Genomic DNA, 20,067 nt, shown 5'->3' with positions numbered 1-20,067 from the left:
AATGGATTATCCTCGAGTCTTGGTTAATCGCTGGGCACGTCGTGACTGGTTTGCAGTCCTCGTCATTGCGCTTACGGTTGCCCTGCTCGTGGGTGCGACCTTGCTCGTCGTGACAGCAGGGGCTCAAACGACAACGCTTGCCGCCGACTACGAGGCCAACGCGACTGTCACGTCGTATGACTCCGTCGCGGCGGCCCACAATGCCACGGGTCCGCATGCAGTCGTCCTGCCGCTTGCCACCGCAACCAGTGCGACGGGCGAGCAACGAACCGTGGTTGGGGTGCCAGCCGACTCGCCGTCAGGGATCGATCTTCCTGCCCAACCGAGCGGTGCCGTTGGGCCAGACAACGAAACGAGTACATGGCAATTCGAGGGGACAGATGGGACGGTGACTCGCACTGTCACTCCGGCGCCCGCGGCGGCGACAACGGATCTCCTGCCGCCGACCTGGATCCGGACGACACCCGCGACACTCGAGCAACTCGGGCCGACGGAGGCGCTGGTCCTTACCCCGACGGAGAATGCGGCTACCCACGAGGGGACACCGCTTGTGAGCGCGCTTGCGTTTTTCGTGACCGGCACCGCCGACATCCTCGGGATCGTCTGGAGCGGTATCGCTGTCGCCGGGGCGCTCGTTGCCGTCACGCTCTCGAGCGTCGTCCGGCTGACCATTCGGGAGCGGGCCCAGACGATCCGGGTGCTCAGAGCCACGGGGGCGACGCCGCGCCAGATCCGGACGGCCCTTGCACTCCGGGCCGGCCTGCTGGCAGCCGCCGGCGCGACGCTCGGCTATGCGATCGGGGTGATCATCCCGAACGCCGCAATCAACGTGGCAGTGGCCGCCGGCCTCCCGACGACGCTCTCCGTGCAGGTGACCACTGATGCCGTCATGCTCATCGGGGCGTTAGTGGGGGCCCTCCTGGTGGTTGGGGCCGGGACTGGCTATGTCACCGCCCGTCGTGCCACAACCCAGCCGCCGACACACGTCGGGCGGACCCACGAGACGAGTCACTCCTCGCCCTGGCGGCGGCTCGATCTCAATGGGATCGGGCACCGACTCAGTCCAACGATACTCCCCCTCCGAACGATTGGGCCGACGGCGGCGACGTTATCGACGTTTGCGGTGATCGTCTTACTGGTCGGCTCGCTCGGGACGGTGGGCGCCTCGCTCTCAACCGACAGTGCGACGGTTACGGCACCCGATGCGCCCCATCCGCTGGGCAGCCAAGTCCCAGCGGAATACGGCGACACCCTCACATCACAGGGCGTTGCAGCCAGCCCCGAGATCCTGCTGTTCACGAGTTATGAGAACCAGCCCTATCTCGCGCGTGGCGTCGACTACACGGCATTTGCGAACGTGACCGGCTCACGGATCGTCGCTGGCACGGCGCCCACGGCACCCGACGAGGCCGTTATCGGCAGCGCACTCGCGGAGACGCTCGGCCTCGCCCCCGGCGACGAGGTGCCGCTTGGCGGAACGACTGACACAGCAGTGACACAGGTGACCATCGTCGGCACATACACAACAGGTGGGCTTGCCGATCACCAGTTGCTGGTTTCCCTACCGACGGCACGCCATCTCTCGACGGTCGAGAACGGGTCTGTGAATCTGATCCGGACGGATGACGCGGCGCCAGCAGCCACTTCGACCGCAGAGAGTCCAACGGTCGTTGCAACCGACGTCCCGTCATACGTCCAAACTGGTGAGCCAGTTACAGTCAATGTGACCGTCTGGAATCCGACGGACACCCGCATGGAGTCTACACTCACGACGACACTCGGATCGGCGGAGTCGACCCACCCCGTAGTCCTCGACGCCCAGGAGCGCCGGACGGTCACGCTCACGCTCGACCCCCCACCGGTGGGCGCCCACACCCTCCGTATCGATGGGACCGCCCATCCGGTGACCGTTGTCGAGGAGCCCCCACTCGAGATCACGACGCTCCCAGCGACGGCCCCACCGAACGAATCACTCCAGATCCGGGTCCGGGAGGCGACCGGCGCGCCAGCCGCGAACGCGACGGTAACGCTCGACGGGCAGTCAACCGAGCTGACAGCGACTGGAACTGCCTGGCTCCAGACGCCGGCGGAGCCAGGCACGTATCCCGTGACGGTCCAAGCCGGCAAGCGAAACCAGACACAATCACTTCAGATCACCAAAGACAGCCAGCCGACCGCCATCGCCACCGCGACCATCGCTCCGCCGTCACCAACCATCCACACCCGGCCCACCGTTACCGTCCAGCTCGCAAACCCCTGGAATCGGACCCTCGAAACACCGGTCACTATTAACGGATCGGGGACAGCCCACCAGGAGACGGTCCGCCTCGAACCGGGCGCAACCCGGACGCTATCGACACGCCTGCCCCATCGGCCAGTCGGGACCTACACGGTCGACGTGACGGCCGGCAATCAGCCGCTCACGACCACCGAGTATCAGGTCACCGGCGACGAGCGCCTAGTCAGTGCGCTTGCTGCAAGTGGGTACGTCGAGGGCGGGGGCGGGCTTGGCACCGCAATCACCTATGCGATCGGCAACCTTCAGGTACTGTTGGGTGCGCTTGTCGGCCTCGCTGTCGTGACGGTTATCGGTGCGACCAGTTTGGTATTGACACGCGCCATCCACGCCCGCCGCCACACTTTCGCGATCTATCGGGCGACCGGGGCCGCCCCACGGCGGCTCTGGATGCTGATCCTCGGTGATGCACTTCGGATCGGCGCGGTGGCCTCGGGTGGGGCGTTCCTGCTCGCCTGTGGTGTCCTCAAGGGTCTCGCTGCCCTCGGACAGTTGACCGTCTTCGGGATCAGCCTCGAGCCACAGCCGACCCTACCGCTTGTCGGTGCGATCCTCGGCGGGGGAATCGTTCTCACGCTGCTCGCCGCGGCAGTGGCGACCGTCCCGCTCATCCGGGCGCCGCCGGCGACACTGCTGACTGAGAGTGGGCCGACGCCTGCTCCCTCGACGCGGCCGGAATCGGCAGTCGAGCCGGCGCCTGGCGGGGACCACTACACTCCCAGGTCTGCCGAGGCTGGGCCACAGCAGACACTACCTGCAGAGGAGGACACCTAAGTCGTGTCGCCCGAATTTACGCCCGTGTCCAGTGATGAATCGGTATTGGCAGCAGAAGGGATCTCGGTCCGCCGCGCCGGCCAGGTCATCCTTGACGATGTCACGCTCTCGATCTCGGCTGGCTCGCGAACGCTCATCCGCGGCCCGAGTGGCGCCGGCAAAACGACCCTTTTTTCGGTCCTGGGTCTCCTCGAGACGCCTGATACCGGGCGGCTGCTGGTTGACGGGACCGACGCCAGTACCCTCCCGGAGCGCCGCCGCGCCCAGCTGCGACGAGACGCGATCGGCTTTGTCTTTCAGGATTTCCAGCTGGTGCCGGATTTAACCGCGCGCGAAAACGCACTCTTGCCCCAGACGCATGGCGGATCCCACGAGGCGGACTGGGTCGATGACGTACTCGGCCGCCTCGACATCGCCGACCGGGCGGATCGCTACCCAGCGACGCTCAGTGGGGGCGAAAAACAGCGCGTTGCGATCGCGCGGGCGCTGGCCAACCGGCCAGCGGTCGTCCTCGCCGATGAGCCGACCGGACAGCTCGATCCCGAAACGACCGACCAGGTCATGGACCTCTTAGTGGCGCTTCATGAGTCCGCCGACACGGCACTCGTCACGATCAGCCACGATCCAGCGCTCGCATCGATGTTCGAGCGGACCGTGAGGCTGCAGGCTGGGGGCTTGGTTTCGGAGACCTAACACGCAGACTTGCGACAGCATTCGCTGCTTCAGACGACAGTGGCCAGCCACGACTGGTGCCGGGAGTCGAATGCGGGACGGAAATGCTGGCTTCCGACCACCACATCTCACGGCTGCTCTCGAGGGAGGGTCACGACTCGAGCGCACTCATCGTCGCAGACCGACTCGCCTGCCAGCCGGTGATGAGTGCGACTATCGTCCCGACGATGAGTGCTGTTACGAATCCGAGCGCGTACACTTCAACCGAGAGGCGGACGATGCGCTCGAACCCGAAAACGGCGACCGAGAGGTGATTCAAGCCGCGTGCGACCAGCGGGGTGGCTGCAAGGCCAAGGACGCCCCCGAGACACCCGATAATGAGGCCCTCGATCCCAATGAGCCCGGCGAGCAGCCAGCGTGAGAGCCCGAGTGCTCGGAGTGCAGCGAGTGACTCACGTTGCTGGTATGTCACCAACACGAGGAGATTCGCCGTCAACGTGACACCGCCGACGATCGCGAGGCCGACGAGGGTTATGCCGCTGGCGACGATAAGGAGGCGATCGCCGACCAGTGTGGCGAACTGATCGTCACTGGTTTGGACATCGTATGCCGGATACGCGGCCTGGATCTCGTCCCGGACAGCCTCCCGGTCGGCGTTGTCGGCGATGTTGGCGGTGATGAAGGATGCCCGATCCGAGCCAGCGGTTCCGGTCATCGTTTGCAGTTCCTCGAGGGGCAGCGTCAGCGTCGGCGTGCCGAGATACTGCGAGTAGTAGGCGCCGATACCGACGACGGTGTACGGCTGTGTCTGTTGGCGACTCGCGCCAAGATAGACCGTGTCGCCAACATCAAGATCGTACCGCTCGGCGATGGCAGGATTGATGACGGTGATGTTCGACGGGCGGTCGGCGGGATCGGCACTGGCATAGTTTTCATAGGTCTCTGACGAGAACCCCTGTCCTGCTTCGAACTCAAACTCCGCATGCGTGCCCTGGATCCCGACGGCGGTGATGCGATCGACCTCCGTAGGTTCCGTCCCAATATATAGTTCGTGTATCGCAGTAACGGAGACGTCCCCGTTCTTGACGTCATCACGCTCGCTGATGTTCGCGGCGATGGCTGGTGCGTTGGTAACCTCGTTTTCGGCGGTTGTCGCGTCCGCAGCGGGGCCACCAGTAATCCAGATATCACGGTTGGCCGCGTCGAACTTCTCCTGCCCCGTCTCGACCACCCCGAGACCGAGCCCGGTGAGCAGGGTCACTGCGAGCACGGCCAGCATGACTCCACCCACTGCGAGTGCGGTTCGGCCGCTGGTATGGCGGAGCTGTGCGACGCCGAGGCCGGCGATCGCCCGTGCCCGGATCAGCAGTGTGCGCAGTGTCATCGGCCGACCTCCGCGAGCACATTCGTTCGAGCGGCGAGGACGAGCGGATACGGCAGGGCCACCACTGCCGACACCAGTGCGATACCGAGTGCGTATGGGAGAAACAAGGGATGGATAGCGGCAACCGCACTCGGGGCGATGGTTGCCGTCGCGAGTGCGTTGACGACGAGGATGCCGCCGATCCCGAGGCCAAGTCCAAGCACTGCGCCACACCCCGTCGTCACGATCGCTGTCACTGCAATGATCAGGAGACGGCTCTGAACCGGAAACCCGATCGCCTCGAGCATGGCCAGCGTCTGCCGATCGGCTTCGACCGTCAGGCCGGTGGTTGTCGCGACGAACAGCGAACAGATGGTGCCCGCGATCACCAGTGCAAGCACAGTCGTCACGAGCGCGAGCGTGTCGTCGAACAGCGACCCGAACTGGGTTGTGTCCGCTGTCTCAACTGTTGCGTTCGGATACGCCGCTGTGCCGCCCGCCTGCGCGGCTGTCTGGTCACCCCAGATAAGTACTTGATCGGCAAGATCAGCGTCGGTGGCGTTCGTCAGCGACTGCAAGGTACTCAGGTGTACCAGCGCAACTGGCATTTCGGTGTTATCAGCCGTGCGTGGTTCGATGGCCGTCACGGCGGCCGTTCTGTTGTAATCGGCGGCCATGGCGACTGGTTCGGTAGTGGCTGTCCCGTTGGATGTCTCATTGGTGGGTGTCCCGTTGTAGTCGGCACGGACGCTCGCGAGCGTGAGCGTCTCACCAGTCGATGCGTTGAGCTTCTCGCCGGCCGCCGTCGAGAGAACGATTTCCCCAGGCGGCCCTCCGGCAGCGCCACCCCCTTCGTAGAAGGGATCGCCTGCCGTCAGTGAGCCAGTCGGCAGGCCAGCGACCATTGCCGACTCCGACCCAGGAACGACCCCAACAACGAGGAGGGACGTGGTGTGCCCGGTCTCGGGGGATTTGACCTGGATCGGCTCGGCGAGCACCGGTGAGGCATGGGTGACGCCCTCGCGCTCGCTGATCATCGCGGCCCGCTCATGTGTTGCCCCCAGCCGAGGCGGCTCGACGCCGGCTACTGATGACTGCACACTGCCCTCATCAGGGTGAACTTGGACCGCGGCGTCATGAGCAAGCGCCTGCTCATCAGCGAGTGCGAGTGCAACGCCAGTGACGAGGATGAGATTGGCGACGGTCACTGCGACGATGAGGACGGTCGCGATGAGCCGCCCCTGGGCGGCTGTCGTGAGTTGTCTGCGGACTCTGGCGATCGTCAACGCGATGAGGCCACACCAGCGGTTGTACCGACTGCGGTCGCTGCTCGTCATCGTGCCCTCAAAGCTACCTCTGTTCGCCGTTGAGCTGCGATCGTCTGAGTGCAACTACTCCTGATGAACGTGGCTGAGTGTCGCCCGCACCGAGACCACGGTCGGTGTCCAGCAGACAGCCCGGATAGGGTGCGACCGGAACCCTGCTGGTCGATCGCCCGCAGGCGGCTCCCGGTTGTGATCGCTGATAGATACTCATGAAACAAAGCCTGACGGTTCAGATGACGATGCCGGCCATTGTTTCTGACTGCCTACCGGGGTTTGGTCCGGCCTACCTGTTCTGATCGTCGCTGTTTCACTGCAACAAACAGTGCTGGCTGGCTGCAATCCAGGGACAGGGGACGGCCGTTGCAGATCTGTCGGGGTGGGCCAGCGATCACGGCTGTCGGCACTCTCCTACAGGCGGTCTCTCGAGGCACTGTGGGCTCCAAGAGGACAGATGTCGATCAGCGCCGGTCTCAACAGGTGCTCCCGTTTGGGGGGACGACGAGTGTCAACGGGTCGGCCCCCGTCGTTGTATACACGACCGAATTGCTCGCTTTGGTGGCAGCGTAGACGGTCGGGTCGAGCGAGCGTGGGGAGTCGGGATACCGCTGGGCGCCGACCGTCTGCCAGGACGCTTGCATGATCGTGGGACACCGGAGGGCGCCTCCTTGCAGCCAGCTATACGTCGGCTGGGGGGATGCAGCCGTCTGATAGTAGTTGCCCGAGACCCGGCTGATGTGGTCGTCGCTGGTCCACTCCCCATCGAGTGTCGTCGCGGCGAACGTCGCCGTCTCGAACTCCTCTGTGGTCGTCGTCCCCTGATACGCAAGGGCCTCGAGGCCAGCAAACGCCACCGGGAGCGATACAAGCGCACAGAGACAGAGCACGAGTGGCACCCCGACAGTTACGAGGGATTTCGCCCGGGACGGGGCAGGCCACCGCCGTGCGAGGGCGACCATCGCCACCCCGGCACAGACGGCCGCAGCAAGATGAACAAATGTCTGCCCGCGGCGGACGAAGTCCATGTATACCGGGTCGACCCCGGCGGTGAGCGCGAAGCCAACCCAGGCGATCGGGGCCATGAGGAGTGCGAGTACGATCGCGCGGGTGCCGGTCCGGCCCGTTCCGACCGGTACCCCCCAGCTCGCGAGGCCGGCAAGGACCAGTAGGGGGGCCACATAAATGAGCAGCTGGGCTGGCGTCGTCGCGGTGACTGGGAAGAGGTCCCAGTATGCGTTCGCACCGAGGATGGCGAACCCACTCCCGATCACGGTGCCGATCGCGAGCCGCGCACTCCGAGCGCTGGTTCGGGCGAGCCACAGCGCGCCGGCGCCCAACACAACGAGCCAGGCGACGAACAGCCCCGGTTTCGCTGCCACTTCGGCAGTATACGGCGGCCGTGTCAGCGCGTAGTACCCGCCGAGATACCCCCAAAACGGCCCAAGCAAGACCAGCCCGGGCTTGAGTACGGCCCGGCCATCGCGGGCGACCGCCAGCACGACGAGTCCCGTCAGGGTCAGGGCGGCCATAAACGTGCTGAGATGGTGGGTGATCGGGAGGACGACCAGCACGAGCACGGTCACGAGCACCCAGGCTGGGCGGCGTGTCTGCAGGACCCGCTGTGCGGCGATCGCGAGCGCGACGACGAAGAGGAGCCCAAGCACCTCGTAGCTTACCGTCACCGTCCGGCGGAGATAGACTCCCTCGAGTGCTAATGTCAGCCCCGCAGCCGTCGCCGCGATCGCCCCGGTGGCGGCCGTGTGGCCGGCCATGGGTGTACAGCGCCAGACTAACACGACTGCGATGACCGGCGGCAGCGCGCCGATCACAGCGATGACCGGCTGGGCGAGCCAGAGCGGCGCGACCCCGGTGATGATCGTCCCCACGGAGAGCAGCGTCGGGAAGACGTAGCCGTGGGGGCCGATCGAGTCGGCGAGCGCGCCAGCCGCAATAGTGTCCCGTGCCCAGGCGGCGAACATGAAGCCGTCCGGATTAAACGGATACGGCGTCCACAGCAGGGGCAACAATCGCGCCGTGACCGCCACGGCGAAGACTGTCACCGCTGCTTTCCACAGCCGTTGGGACCCCATCTGTCTTGACGCGGTATCGGGAGCGAGTTAACGATTCCGACTTTCAGGGTCCCTATCAATAATGCGGGGTGTCCCGGGGAGCGTTTCCAGGCGTTTTTGGCTTGAGCCGGCTGTCGCCGTGTCCTAGTGCTTCCACTCCCGGCGCACCTCGAATGCACGGTTCCTCGCCGTGTTTCGGCGTGGATGCGTCTTCAGGCGCAGCGGGTTGTCAGGCTGCACTCATCGTCCCGCGGGCACGCTCAATGAGTTCGTCCTCGCTCATAGTCCCACGCAGGAACTCTCGCAGCCAGGCAACGTCGACGAAGAACCCGACTACCCTGTTTTTGTGTTCGTCGTATAGGGAGAAGGTGACCTCTTCGATTGCTGTAAGGAACTCAGTAGCATCGGTGATCGCGCGCCGAAGGGCAGGCGCGAGTTCGCGGAGTTCTTCGATCAGCTCGTCCTGGTCGTCTGTCTTGATCATCACGCGTACCTCGAGTTTCCGTTTGCGATACGTGAGTTCTTTTATCTCAATTACCTCACTCTCGAGTTCGAACGCTTCGCGATCGAAGCCGGGGATAGGGGTCTTCTTCTTCTCCCCGTCGTCGGTGTCGTCCGGTTTGTCAGCAGGCTTTTCATCCGACTTGTTGCCGGTATCTGAATCTGATTTCTCTTTGTTCTCGTCCTTTTTGCCGCCTCCCTCTCCGCTACCGCCAGTAGAGGGTGATTCTCCGCTTGTATCGGTATTACTACCACAGCCAGCCAAGACGGTTGCAAGCACGGTACCACTGCCGAGGAGTACTTTTCGTCTCTCCATATGTGAGCCGTTGTCGATGCTGGTGATTAGTAATCGGTCTCTTCGCTGTCATTCACAATTTTCTATATGTTCTATATGTAGAACAGACAGGGCAATCACTGACTACTCCGGCTGTTGATTCGTCTTTCGAGGATGGCAGAGAACGCAGGATTTTCAGAGGGGGTCTCCCGCCGTGATGGCGGTCCTTTCCGGATTGACTCGGCGTTCGTAGTTGGTGATGGTTGTCACCTTCTCCGCCCGCAGGGCGAAGCGTGTCGGTAGACTCCCGTTCTGGCCGTTACTACTCGGCAGGCGAATACTCGCCGTTGACGTTCAGCGTCCTCGACTTGCGGGCGGGGACTTTTGTCCTGCACGGAGCATCGTAAATCCGCTGTTCTTCACTGTCGCAAAGTCGCGTAGCGGCTTTACTGCCCGCCGGACTCCGTCCGACGACCGCGATGGAATCCGCGGTCACTTCGTAGCCTCACTTTTGGCAACAGAATTCCGTTTGCGACGGCCGGTTCTCTCAAAGTGTCGTTCCGCATTGCGAACACCGCCGGCTCGTGTATGCCGGATGAGAGAGCTCGATCAGTTCACCGTATTTCGATGTCCTCGAGCGTTGGCATCTCAGTTCCACCGAGTGCCGGACGATTCGCGACATCGATCACTCCGGACCGGAATGTGACATCGGATCGTCGTATGTTGACACTCGGATTATTGTTGGCCGTCGAGACATCAGTAATCGCGAAATCCTCGATGAGAACGCCTTGCAGATCTGTCTCGCTGGTGGACGAACACCGCACAGTGGGCGCGGTAGCACTGGACCCACAACGGAGACTGAGGTCTCGAACATGTCCCCCGTCTGCCCCGCTGTTGACTCGCAGGAGGTCGTTGTGGGCATCACTCCCATCGATAGTAATCCGTTCGGCAGTGGGCTGGTCCCCGTTCAGCCAGAGGCCAGTGCCAGGGTAGGTTTGCTCCGATCCGCGATCGAGGCGGATCTTACAATCACGGGCTTCATCCGCTTCTCCCAGTCGGACGCTCCCGTTCCCGCAGTTGACGGCCAGACTGTGGTCGACGATATTGTATCCGGGACTGTTTCGGACGTAGAAGCCGTTATCAACGAACTCTTCGACGTAACATTGGGTCCACACGTTCACGCCGTTGTGTGGCGGGTCGGCACTGATCCCGATCGAGTGGCCGACCGATGAGAAGGCCGGATCCTCACGGTCGCCATCCGGGAGCGAAAGATTGCGAATCACCGAGAGACCCTCCGTATCGCGGGTATTGACTAAACAGGTGTACCGATCGCCTCCCTCGGGGCCGTGACGCCAGCGCTGGCCAATCAGCTCGATATTATCGACCAGACAGCTATTCACGTGCGCAATAAGGAGGCCGGCGTCGCGATCGGGTTGATCGTCGATATCGACATCGAGGTTCCGAAGAACGACGCGTTGGGGTGGATTCGTATTCCCCCAGCGCCCGAACTCGAACGCAACGTCGACGGCAGGATCTCGAACTTGCAGCGTGGCTCGCGGATCGCCACTGATCTCGAGATACTCGAGGGACCCGCCGAGATAGAACCCAGTGTTCCAGGTGTAGGTGCCCATCGGGAGTACGAACGCGTGATTGATTTCGTTCTGGGCCTCGAGATACGAGAGGATCTCCGCCGATAGATCACCCGAGGCGTCGATCGCCGGGTGTTCGAGGACGTTGACGACCGTAACGTCTGTGGGACGAGTTCCGAGCCCTTCGGTCAACTCACGGTCTGCAACGACTGGCGTAATCTGATCGATACAGTAGCGATAGCTGCTCGAGAGTGCATCGCCGCTGTAAACGCCGTCGGTAACCCTCAGCGAGTCACCCTCGAGCGGGTACTCGATGGCGGCTCGGCCGCGAACGTACCTCTGGCCGTCGGCATCACACAGGATCCGATAGTACGCGTCGGCAGCGAGTTCTACGTCGAAGGTGATGATATCGCCAGCTTCGCTGTCTGTGAGTGATTGCTGAGCGAGAACGGTTCCCGAATCGTCTGTGAGATAGGCCGTCGTCACCTCGTCGGTCAGCGTCGAGAGGCGGCATTCCAATCCAGCGATCTGTTCGGTCGCCTGGAGTCGTACACCAGCCGGCTCAGTGAGACTTCGCCATGATTGGGCCGTCTCATCGGTCTGGAGATCGAGTGGTGTCCCGCTTTCCCCGATGGACTCCGAAGCGCTCTGGCCATCGGTAGCCGGCCGAACCCGGTCAAGACAGTACCGATAGTTGCTCGAGAAGCTTCTGCCACTGTAGATACCGTTGGTCGCCACGATGGAATCACTCCTGCGGGGGTAGTCGACTTCGGTTCGGCCTCGCACGTACTCCTGTCCACGCGCCCCGCACAGAAGCCGGTAGGCGGTGTCAGCCTCGAGTCGCGTATCGAACGTGAACGTGTCCCCTGCCTCGTGCATCACAAGTGTTTGCCGCTCTATGATCTCTCCCGTATCGCTCGTCAGATAGGCCGTAGTGATCCCTTGAGTTGCTGCCGAGAGTCGACACTCTATGCCACCGATTTCCTCCGTTGTCTCGATGCGAACGCCGGACGGCTGTGTCAATCCACTCCACGATTGACCTATCTCATCACTGCCAAGCGTGAGCGTGGCACCGATCTGGCTACTTGCCGCCGTTGGTTGAATGCGGTCGAGGCAGTACCGATACTGGTCCGATTGGGCGCCGTCGCCGGCATAAATCCCATGGGTGGCCTCGAGAACATCGCTTTCGAGTGGGTAATCAACGGCGGCTCGACCGCGAACAAAACTCTGTCCGTCAGCATCGCAGACGACCCAGTAGGTCTCCCCGGCACTGAGGTCCACATCGAGGACAAACGCGTCGCCGGCTTCGAGATCTCCGATCGGTTGTTGGGCGAGGACGGACCCCGAATCAGTGGTTACGTACGCCGTCGTGAGGCCCTCCGTTTCGGTGGAGATCCGACACTCGAGACCGGAAACGGCTGCGGTCGCACGGAGGCGGACACCGGACCGCTTGGACAAATCGCTCCACGATTGCGCCTCGTCGTCGCGCTCGAGATCGAGCACGCCTCCAATCTCACTGGCCGTCGGCCCCGTTCGAATCCGGTCGATACAGTACCGGTAGTTCTGTGATCGTGAGCCTCCTTCCGTGTAAATTCCATGCGTGGCGGTTATCGCCCCACTCTCGCGGGGATAGTTGACGGCGGCCCGACCGCGGACATACTCCCGCCCTTGCGCATCACAGAGAATCCAATACGCTTCCCCGGCGTCAAGGCCGGACACGAACTCAAAGGTATCGCCTCCCTCGAGCGTGGCAATCGTTTGTCGTTCTAATACGGCTCCCGAGTCGTCGGTCAAATAGGCTGTAACGACGCCTGCGGTCTGTGCAGAGAGCCGGCACTCCAGGGTCTCGACAGCCGCCGTTGCCTCAAGGCGTACGCCCGACCGATTCTGTTGACTGGGCTGAGCTTGGTCGTCGTCCTCGAGGGAAAGGGTATTCTCGCGCTCTGCTCGGATTGTGGACTGAGTGTTGGCAGTTTGTGACATTATTTTATTTCTTATTATTCGTTGCGTATATACGGGGCAGTCGGTGACTTTCTTCGGTTATTGTCTGTGATGATGGACACATTTTCAGAGTGGTGTTACTGTAGATGACAGTGATATATGGTTGCTATAAAGTAATTAGCCAGTAGAGAAGAGAAATAAAATGTAGGCCAAAAATATAATGGTTTCAGATATGGAAATGGGGTAGCGCTATAATATTAAGGGATAGTGGATGGTTATAGTGAGAGGACGTCTGTGACGACTTACGCATCAATGAAGAATGAGTAACCAGCACCTACATCCGATTCTCGTTATCTTATTTTATATTTTCTGAATATGCAATAATATCTCTGCCTGTTGGAATCTGATTATTACTCTAGGAGCTAGATATAGAAGTGGGCGGAAACGGGCATAGGACTATGGCCGATTGGAACCGGCGATCAGTACTGTCGACGGGAATAGCGCTTTCAACGAGCGGACTGCTTGCATCGTTCGGAACCGCTGCGGCACAATCAACTGACGAGCAACCCATGGTGCAAGAAGCAGTGGAATGGTCATCGCATGGCGGGACTCCGGGAAACACCCGGTACATTCCGTCGTCAGATGACTTCGAGCAGTTGGAAACAGTCGCCTGGCAATATGACGGAGCTGGGAACGTCGTCGTCAACGATGGAACGGTATACCTCCAAACGGCAGAGGAAGTACACGCGATCGATGCGGACGACGGGACCACTCTCTGGACATCGACTGACGGGTATGCCGACAGGGCGCCAGCGGTGGCTCACAATACGGTCTATGTGACCGGCGAGGAACTAACGGCGATCGATGCCGAGAGTGGCAGTGTCGACTGGCGTACCCCACTGGGTAGTGACGCGCTCGTTTCAGCGCCACTCGTTGTATTCGAAACAGTCTATGTGATCGTAGATGGAGTCCTTCGCGCGTTCGACGCGGCTAATGGGTCACTCCGGTGGGAACATGAATCCATCACCGTGACATCCCGAGCCGACGACGATCCCATTGAAGCAAGTTACGTGTGCAACCCGAAGACTACGGCGATTGCTGCATCGGCGGACACACTCTGGGCGCTGCTCGACAAACGACGGAGTGAAGTCACCATCGATGCAGATGGGATCGTTGCACTTGATCCACTGACGGGATCCATCCGCTTGGCGGAACACTTAGACCCCGGCAATTACGCTGATAGCCTGATGGTGACCGAGGATACGATCTATCTCGGTCAGACCAGTAACGAACAAACTCTCGAGTGTGATCCATCTACTGCGGAACCTACCCCTCATAGTTCGAATACGCTGACCCCCGCTGTCAACGAGACACAAGTAGTAACCCAGGGCCGACATGGGCTCGAATCGAGCGGTGAGAACGCCTCTTGGGAGAAAGACGGGACATACTCGTACGGCCCGCCAACAATTGTCGGTGACACTGTGATCGTCGCCTACAGTGTGCATGGATCGTCGACATCTGACGAAGTCGTCGCTTTCGATCTCAACGATGGCAGCGAGAAATGGCGGTTCACGTTCGACGAGACTCAGTGGAGAGATGCTCTCGATGTCGAGTGTATTGTCGATGGCGATGTCGTATATGTCTGTCGAGGAGACGAATTAACTGCTATTTGTCCAGCCCGCTGATACCCCTAGACAGGCAGTGATCGTTTCAAACACCAGCGGTGAATCGTCCGGGTCACGCCTAGAACAGTCTCCCTGGCCGCTTGTAACTCACTGTGAAGCGTCCATAGCTTCTTCGTGTCCGCTTCCTCCACGACTAGAGATATGAGCTTCTGGGTCGAATCACTGTGATATCGAGGGATAAGATCTGGCAATATAATCAGGCATTTAATTAATTACGGATAGATAATACCTCTGGTGGATAGGCTTATTAATAACGATCTCCAGAAATAAACATGGAACGAAGGACGTTCACAAAGATCGCAGGTGTCTCGATGGCTAGTGCTCTTGCAGGATGTTCATCATTGAACCCGGAGTCAGAGAACGACGGAAACGAGTCAGCTGCCGATGGATCGCCGTCTGAGAACGAGGATCTCGGTAACAATTCCACCGAGACTGAGTCCGACGAGGAGACGGAAGCGGATACTGATCAGAATGGGAATCGTACCGAGCAAAACGAAAGCGACACTAGCCAAGAAAACGAAAGTAGTGACCAAAACGGGAATCAGACTGATGACCAAAACGGGGATGACGAACAACCGGCCGATAACGAGACGGACAACGAGACCCCACCAACGACTCAGATGGACGCAGAAATCAGCATGGACTCCGAACTCGAGGGATATCTCGAGGTCGTTCACCACGAATTTGGTTGGGAATCCGGGCAGGGATCGCATCTCTGTACTATCAACTTTGAAGTGCGTAATGCCTCCTCGACACACGATATCTGGTTCGACGCTGTCGGAGAGGTCGTCGACGAAAACGGAACTGCAGTGGGTGGCGACGTGATTCAGTTTGGACTTCATCCCCAAGAAGAGAAGGCGAATACCTTTTCAGTAGATAACTGTGCGGCAGCAGCCAAGTATCGTATCACCTTCGAGGCTCGCGGCGTCTCTGAGTCTTCGAATACAGGGGACTAGTGCCCACCTCTGGCCGTCGCTCTATTGGAGGGCGGTGAACTCCCCCTGCCTCAAGGGTCCCGTTATTGGAGATATGGACACCACGCCACGGCGAGCTGGAGGTAGGTGTAGCCTTCTCTCCGTTTGCGGAGATTCAGTCCCTCACAAAACGTCCTTGGCCAACTGCTTCTAAAGCATGAGTTCACCAATGGAACAGTAGAATGATTCGCGCTTTGAGATCGATCCAATCGACTCGAACCGAACCGGTCACTCGGACGGCTCGGGGATGGCGACGGTTGCGTCGTCGGCGACGACTGACCGTTCGGGGATCTCGGGCTCGGACTCCCGACTGACGGTGAGCAGCCGTTCGGTGAGGGTGAGTTCATCTGAAACCGGATCCGGCTTCTCGACGGTCTCGTACTCCACGGCGACACTCTCAGGTTCGTCGGCGATCCGGACGTACCCCAGCTGGAACGTCGGGTAGAAGACCGGCGGAAGCAACCCCGCGACGATGTCCCGGCGGTGGAGTCGCTTCAGCCAGGTGCCTGTGTTGACAACGAGTCGATCGTCGACCTCACTCACCGACGGTCGGTGGGTGTGACCGTAGCAGAAGACCGCGGTCTCCGGGCGATCCTCGAAAACCCCCCGGGCGGCCTGGACGTAGGGTTCATCTGGGTGAGCCGGCTCATCGAGCGTCGCCCCATCGGTTCGCTCGTCTGTCCCCGACGGTTTGTCGGACGAGGCGGCCAATACCGCCTCGGCGTCGAGTTCCTCGGGCTCGGGCGGCTCTTCGGTCTCAAAGACTCCGAACCGATCCAGGGTCTTTCTGACGTCCCGGAGGACAAAATACAGCGGGATCGCCAGCAGCAGCAGGATCCCGACGATTGCCACGTTGGCCGCAAGTAATCCGTAGACCACCGGCGCGACCGGACCGAGGTGGCCGAGAGCGCTCTCGACGGCTTCGGTCGGCGCCGTCCAGACGCCCACCAGATCCAGTCCCACCAGCACCGCGAGCACGATGCTGATGTTGAACAGCAACAGGAACGGCACCGCAGCGTACCGCAGCAGCGGGTTCATCTCGCGGTAGAAGTACTTCGAGGTCATCCAGACGGGGATGCGTTCGATCGGTGTCACCGCTTGGATGTCCTTCAGCCAGTTGTACCGGCCGCGGTCCGAGAGCTTGCCGGCACGACTCGTCACGTGGTGATTGACGTAGTACCCCAGCGGCGTCACGTGCGCGTTTCCGAAGTCCTCGATCCGATTGTTCGGATCGCGCTGCATCCCGTGCTCAAACCAGATCTCGCGGTCGCCGACAGGGCGGGTGATCGACTCCTCTTGGACGAGGCCAACGTTGTACTCGGCGAATCGCTCGACGTACTCCTCGTAGGCGGCCAGCTCGTAGTCGTGGTTCCCGGGCAATAGCGTGATGGGAATGTTCTCGCCTGTTGCCCGGAGCTGGGCGAAAAGCTCGGGGTAGGCCTCGAGCAACGCGTCGAACTTCGCGGTACCCTGGATATCGGTAAACTCCCAGAGGCCGAACGCGTCGCCGTTGACGATCAGCTCGGCATCCTCGTCGGTCCGTTCAAGTCGCTCGAGAAAGTCGAGCAGTTCCTCGAGAAACTCAACGTGCTCGAGTTGTTCGTCACCGCCGATGTGGAGGTCACTGATCACGTAGTAGACTGCTCCGTCGGCGTCGTCACCCATTGGCCCAGGGATTCAGGTCCAGTCCCAAAGTCGTTGTCCTACTGACTCGCGCTCGAAGGTACCGAAAGCGACGCGTTGCCGATTCGTCGCCCACCGCAGCCGAGAGCGCTAAATTCGACTTTGACGTGATGATCTCGGACAAGCATTGGCCGTTGGATGCGCTGATACCACACCGACGCAAACAGTTGATGGTGTTGCTTGTTCTCTTCAAAATCATGCCCTGATTCGACGATAGCAGAGAATGATTGCTCTGACGCCACAACAACGCCTCGAATCCCCAAATCCCCGGCACATTAATACGGAAATCGCGACGACCGTTGACATGGCGACACTTCCGTCGTGTGTCGCCTACGAAAACCAGTATCAGCATTATCTCCAATCCTCAAACAGCTAGCTCGACGGACTGAAGGAGGCGCGACGACCTCACTCGAGGATTTCGGTATCGACGTGAGTCATCGCGACGTCGAACCACGTCTTGACTGATCCGCTGCCCCCGAGTTCGGCGTCGACGACCGCGTCGAAGTGCGCTACTCGGAGGTCGATAACACTGACCAGGCATCGTGTTCGCGAATACAGCCGACGGCCAGCAGACGCCGACGGGCGAGGACGCCACCGCACAGTTCCTCTTCGACTTCTCTGGTGAGAACAGTGACTGAGTCTTCCGCGAGCACCCACAACGGCAGACGAAACGTTTGGTCCCGTCCCAAACTCGTCTAGAGTTCGCCTCTGGTAGCGTCAACTGACACCTCCATTGTGATGGCTGTTTTGGCTGATCGCTCGAGCAGTTCGTCGGCGAACGCCGCGAACTGCTCGGGATCGGCATACTGCACCAAATTCAACCAGAGAAGCGACTCTAACCCTGCTTCTGACCACTGCAATTTAATTCATTGGTATGTGGCTCTTATGTAGACGGAGAGGAGTGAATCAGTCACCCGACGATCCTGGATCGTCTGTTGGAGACGAATTGATCGTCACACTGTCATCGGATCCGATACCAACATCGCTATCGTCAGCCGTCGTCTCGTGAGAGAGCTGCTGAACGCCCTCTCTGATTGCCGTCATTTCGGCCTCCACGTTCGCGAGTCGCTCGTCGAGTTCCTGGATCTCTTCGTGCACTTGACTGTCTCGCTTGTTCGATTTCGCCGACCGTCGCGCAATCGACCGGGGCAAGGTCACAAACAGTGCGTAGGTTTTCCCAATCTGCCAGGTAAGCACACCGAGGGCTCCGAAGATGAGCGTGATTATCGGGTTTGCCTGCTCAATTGCCGGCCCGACGTTCGACGGGAAATCTGAAACGAAGAGCGAGATGGCTTCGCCGAATCCGGCGACGAGGCCGATGCCCAGGAGGGCGAGCCCGGTCAGGAACGCTCCGGTCGCCATCGCTCGATATAACAATGTCCACCGGAGGGCGTCAGTGTACTTCATTTTCGTGGCGGTTTCAGTCCGTGTCGGAAAAAACTTATGAGGAATGTTTTAAATTATTATACTGACGATAGGAAGCCAGTCTTATCTATCAAGCAATTAAGCGGAATGTATTACTGTTCAGAATTTTCAACAGAGCCAATGATGGTTTCTGTCCTCGATGTCGTCGCGAGGTTTCACAGCCTCAGCCACTCATTCCCGATCTGGTTACAAGAGTACGGACGGAATGAGTGAATCACATTCCGCTGGCTCTCTCATCGTACACCGGCGTCCGAGGACGAACGGACTACTCCTTTGGCAGGCGGAATATGCCATCCGCTCGAGGGACAACCAGCGCCGCGACGGTCCACCACCCCCGCTTTGTACCGTAGCGGATCGAACGATGAGCCGATGAGCCTCGCCCTGACACACTTCGCGATCGGTGCGATCGGTGCAACGCTCCTCCTGGCGTATCTCCCCGTCCGGACGCGATACGACGCCTCCATCATCGTCGCGAGCGGCTGCTGGGCGCTGCTCCCCGACTTCTGGCGCGTGACGCCGATCTATCGTGGGGTCTTCCGAGAGCTGAGTCACTCGGCGCTGGGGAACGTCTGGTGGCTCCACGCCGTCCTCGATCGCGCCGATCCCACCGAATCGGCTCGACTCGCGGCCGTTGCGCTCGGCGTCTACTTTCTGTGTACGGTCATCTACGCCGAACGTCGCGGCGACGGGTCCGGTGTCGACCGGGAGCGGCGGTGAGGATGAAATTTGGTGCGACTCGTCTGTGGGTCAGCGGAAACTATGCGGGGACCAGACGTGCCAACTCGACCGGCGAGGAGAGCGCAGACGATCGGTGATCAACCGGTTACCAAGTCAGTCCGTCGTCGGTGATTTCGTTTCGGCGCTCGACGATCCGGCGGCCGTCCACGACGACCGGGATTGCTATCGCGTCGACCGCTTCGTCGAGGGCGCAGCCCGCGAGCTCGTTCGAGCGGGTCTCCCCAGCGGGATCAGTTGTCGTCGATCCGGACGAGTTGTTTCCCCACGTTCGTCCCGTCGAACAGCCCCAGGAACGCGTCAGAAGCGGTCTCGATGCCGTCAGTGACTGTCTCGCGATACTGGATCCGGTCGTCCTCGACCCACCGCCGTAGCCGCGCATCGATATGGTCGAACCGATCGACGTGATCGCTGACGATAAACCCCTCAACGCGCGTGCGGGTCCGTTGGTGGAGGCGCCGCGGCCCGCGCAGTCGATCGTCGCCGTTTTCCGCGTTGTAGAGGGCGATCTTCCCACAGACGGCCACTCGAGAGTGATCGACGAGGTGGTCCATGACGGCATCGGTCACCGGCCCGCCAACGTTCTCGAAGTAGAGGTCGACGCCGCGCGGGCAGGCGTCGGCGACCGCCGCCGAGAGGTCGCTCGTTCGGTAGTTGAGCGCCGCGTCGAAGCCGCAGTCACCGGTGAGCCAGTCGGCCTTCTCGTTCCGGCCCGTGATCCCGACCACGCGACAGCCGGCAATCCGAGCGATCTGGCCGGCCAC

The 20,067-nt window shown here is 60.9% G+C and carries 13 protein-coding genes and 2 pseudogenes; 5 read left to right on the top strand and 10 right to left on the bottom strand.

Annotated features, from left to right (window positions below; genetic code table 11):
• The first annotated feature begins 1 nt into the window (after position 1).
• Both PGX04_RS15175 and PGX04_RS15170 read left to right on the top strand, forming a co-directional pair.
• Positions 2-3,070, top strand: coding sequence for an ABC transporter permease (locus tag PGX04_RS15175; RefSeq protein WP_273739273.1), 3,069 nt, complete (start codon positions 2-4; stop codon positions 3,068-3,070).
• Positions 3,071-3,094: 24 nt separating this feature from the next.
• Positions 3,095-3,763, top strand: coding sequence for an ABC transporter ATP-binding protein (locus PGX04_RS15170; protein ID WP_273739272.1), 669 nt, complete (start codon positions 3,095-3,097; stop codon positions 3,761-3,763).
• Positions 3,764-3,893: 130 nt separating this feature from the next.
• Here PGX04_RS15170 and PGX04_RS15165 read toward each other — a convergent pair whose 3' ends face one another.
• From PGX04_RS15165 to PGX04_RS15145, 5 genes are all read right to left on the bottom strand, one after another.
• Complete coding sequence (locus tag PGX04_RS15165; RefSeq protein WP_273739271.1) at positions 3,894-5,126, bottom strand: ABC transporter permease; 1,233 nt, start codon at positions 5,124-5,126, stop codon at positions 3,894-3,896.
• Entirely contained in the window at positions 5,123-6,442 is a 1,320-nt protein-coding gene (locus PGX04_RS15160; RefSeq protein ID WP_273739270.1) for an FtsX-like permease family protein, read from the bottom strand. Before PGX04_RS15160 ends, PGX04_RS15165 begins: the two co-directional genes overlap by 4 nt.
• A 458-nt stretch (positions 6,443-6,900) precedes the next feature.
• On the bottom strand, positions 6,901-8,517 hold the full coding sequence (locus tag PGX04_RS15155; protein WP_273739269.1) for a sodium/phosphate symporter: 1,617 nt from the start codon (positions 8,515-8,517) through the stop codon (positions 6,901-6,903).
• Between the two features lie 208 nt (positions 8,518-8,725).
• Complete coding sequence (locus PGX04_RS15150; RefSeq protein WP_273739268.1) at positions 8,726-9,313, bottom strand: DUF8159 domain-containing protein; 588 nt, start codon at positions 9,311-9,313, stop codon at positions 8,726-8,728.
• 572 nt (positions 9,314-9,885) lie between these two features.
• Entirely contained in the window at positions 9,886-12,579 is a 2,694-nt protein-coding gene (locus PGX04_RS15145; RefSeq protein ID WP_273739267.1) for a hypothetical protein, read from the bottom strand.
• Positions 12,580-13,259: 680 nt separating this feature from the next.
• Here PGX04_RS15145 and PGX04_RS15140 point away from each other — a divergent pair.
• Entirely contained in the window at positions 13,260-14,486 is a 1,227-nt protein-coding gene (locus PGX04_RS15140) for a PQQ-binding-like beta-propeller repeat protein (RefSeq protein ID WP_273739266.1), read from the top strand.
• 620 nt (positions 14,487-15,106) lie between these two features.
• The gene (locus PGX04_RS15135) at positions 15,107-15,442 is read left to right on the top strand and encodes a hypothetical protein (protein ID WP_273739265.1); all 336 of its coding nucleotides are present in this window, start codon (positions 15,107-15,109) and stop codon (positions 15,440-15,442) included.
• Positions 15,443-15,688: 246 nt separating this feature from the next.
• Here PGX04_RS15135 and PGX04_RS15130 read toward each other — a convergent pair whose 3' ends face one another.
• From PGX04_RS15130 to PGX04_RS15115, 3 genes and pseudogenes are all read right to left on the bottom strand, one after another.
• Positions 15,689-17,125, bottom strand: a complete 1,437-nt coding sequence (locus tag PGX04_RS15130) for a metallophosphoesterase (protein ID WP_273739264.1) — start codon at positions 17,123-17,125, stop codon at positions 15,689-15,691.
• 713 nt (positions 17,126-17,838) lie between these two features.
• Positions 17,839-18,003 (bottom strand): annotated as a pseudogene (locus PGX04_RS15120) (ISH6 family transposase); the annotation flags it as partial.
• Positions 18,004-18,049: 46 nt separating this feature from the next.
• On the bottom strand, positions 18,050-18,550 hold the full coding sequence (locus tag PGX04_RS15115; protein ID WP_273739263.1) for a hypothetical protein: 501 nt from the start codon (positions 18,548-18,550) through the stop codon (positions 18,050-18,052).
• A gap of 387 nt (positions 18,551-18,937) precedes the next feature.
• Here PGX04_RS15115 and PGX04_RS15110 point away from each other — a divergent pair, with 387 nt between their 5' ends.
• Complete coding sequence (locus tag PGX04_RS15110) at positions 18,938-19,285, top strand: hypothetical protein (RefSeq protein WP_273739262.1); 348 nt, start codon at positions 18,938-18,940, stop codon at positions 19,283-19,285.
• A gap of 106 nt (positions 19,286-19,391) precedes the next feature.
• On the opposite strand, the pseudogene PGX04_RS34660 reads toward PGX04_RS15110, so the two are convergent.
• Together PGX04_RS34660 and PGX04_RS15105 are read right to left on the bottom strand one after the other, a co-directional pair.
• A pseudogene (locus PGX04_RS34660) lies at positions 19,392-19,496 on the bottom strand (UDP-glucose/GDP-mannose dehydrogenase family protein); the annotation flags it as partial.
• Between the two features lie 40 nt (positions 19,497-19,536).
• The coding region (locus PGX04_RS15105) for an MDR family NADP-dependent oxidoreductase (protein WP_273739261.1) at positions 19,537-20,067 on the bottom strand (531 nt) is incomplete at its 5' end.

This window comes from Natrinema soli, assembly GCF_028618695.1.
This window is presented reverse-complemented; position numbering and strand designations above follow the sequence as displayed.

What these genes read in the sequence shown, in the direction of transcription:
- PGX04_RS15175 (WP_273739273.1), top strand. Translation starts at nt 2, where the DNA reads ATGGATTATCCTCGAGTCTTGGTTAATCGCTGGGCACGTCGTGACTGG.
- PGX04_RS15165 (WP_273739271.1), bottom strand. Translation starts at nt 5,126, where the DNA reads ATGACACTGCGCACACTGCTGATCCGGGCACGGGCGATCGCCGGCCTC.
- PGX04_RS15160 (WP_273739270.1), bottom strand. Translation starts at nt 6,442, where the DNA reads ATGACGAGCAGCGACCGCAGTCGGTACAACCGCTGGTGTGGCCTCATC.
- PGX04_RS15155 (WP_273739269.1), bottom strand. Translation starts at nt 8,517, where the DNA reads ATGGGGTCCCAACGGCTGTGGAAAGCAGCGGTGACAGTCTTCGCCGTG.
- PGX04_RS15150 (WP_273739268.1), bottom strand. Translation starts at nt 9,313, where the DNA reads ATGGAGAGACGAAAAGTACTCCTCGGCAGTGGTACCGTGCTTGCAACC.
- PGX04_RS15140 (WP_273739266.1), top strand. Translation starts at nt 13,260, where the DNA reads ATGGCCGATTGGAACCGGCGATCAGTACTGTCGACGGGAATAGCGCTT.
- PGX04_RS15135 (WP_273739265.1), top strand. Translation starts at nt 15,107, where the DNA reads ATGGACGCAGAAATCAGCATGGACTCCGAACTCGAGGGATATCTCGAG.
- PGX04_RS15130 (WP_273739264.1), bottom strand. Translation starts at nt 17,125, where the DNA reads ATGGGTGACGACGCCGACGGAGCAGTCTACTACGTGATCAGTGACCTC.
- PGX04_RS15115 (WP_273739263.1), bottom strand. Translation starts at nt 18,550, where the DNA reads ATGAAGTACACTGACGCCCTCCGGTGGACATTGTTATATCGAGCGATG.
- PGX04_RS15110 (WP_273739262.1), top strand. Translation starts at nt 18,938, where the DNA reads ATGAGCCTCGCCCTGACACACTTCGCGATCGGTGCGATCGGTGCAACG.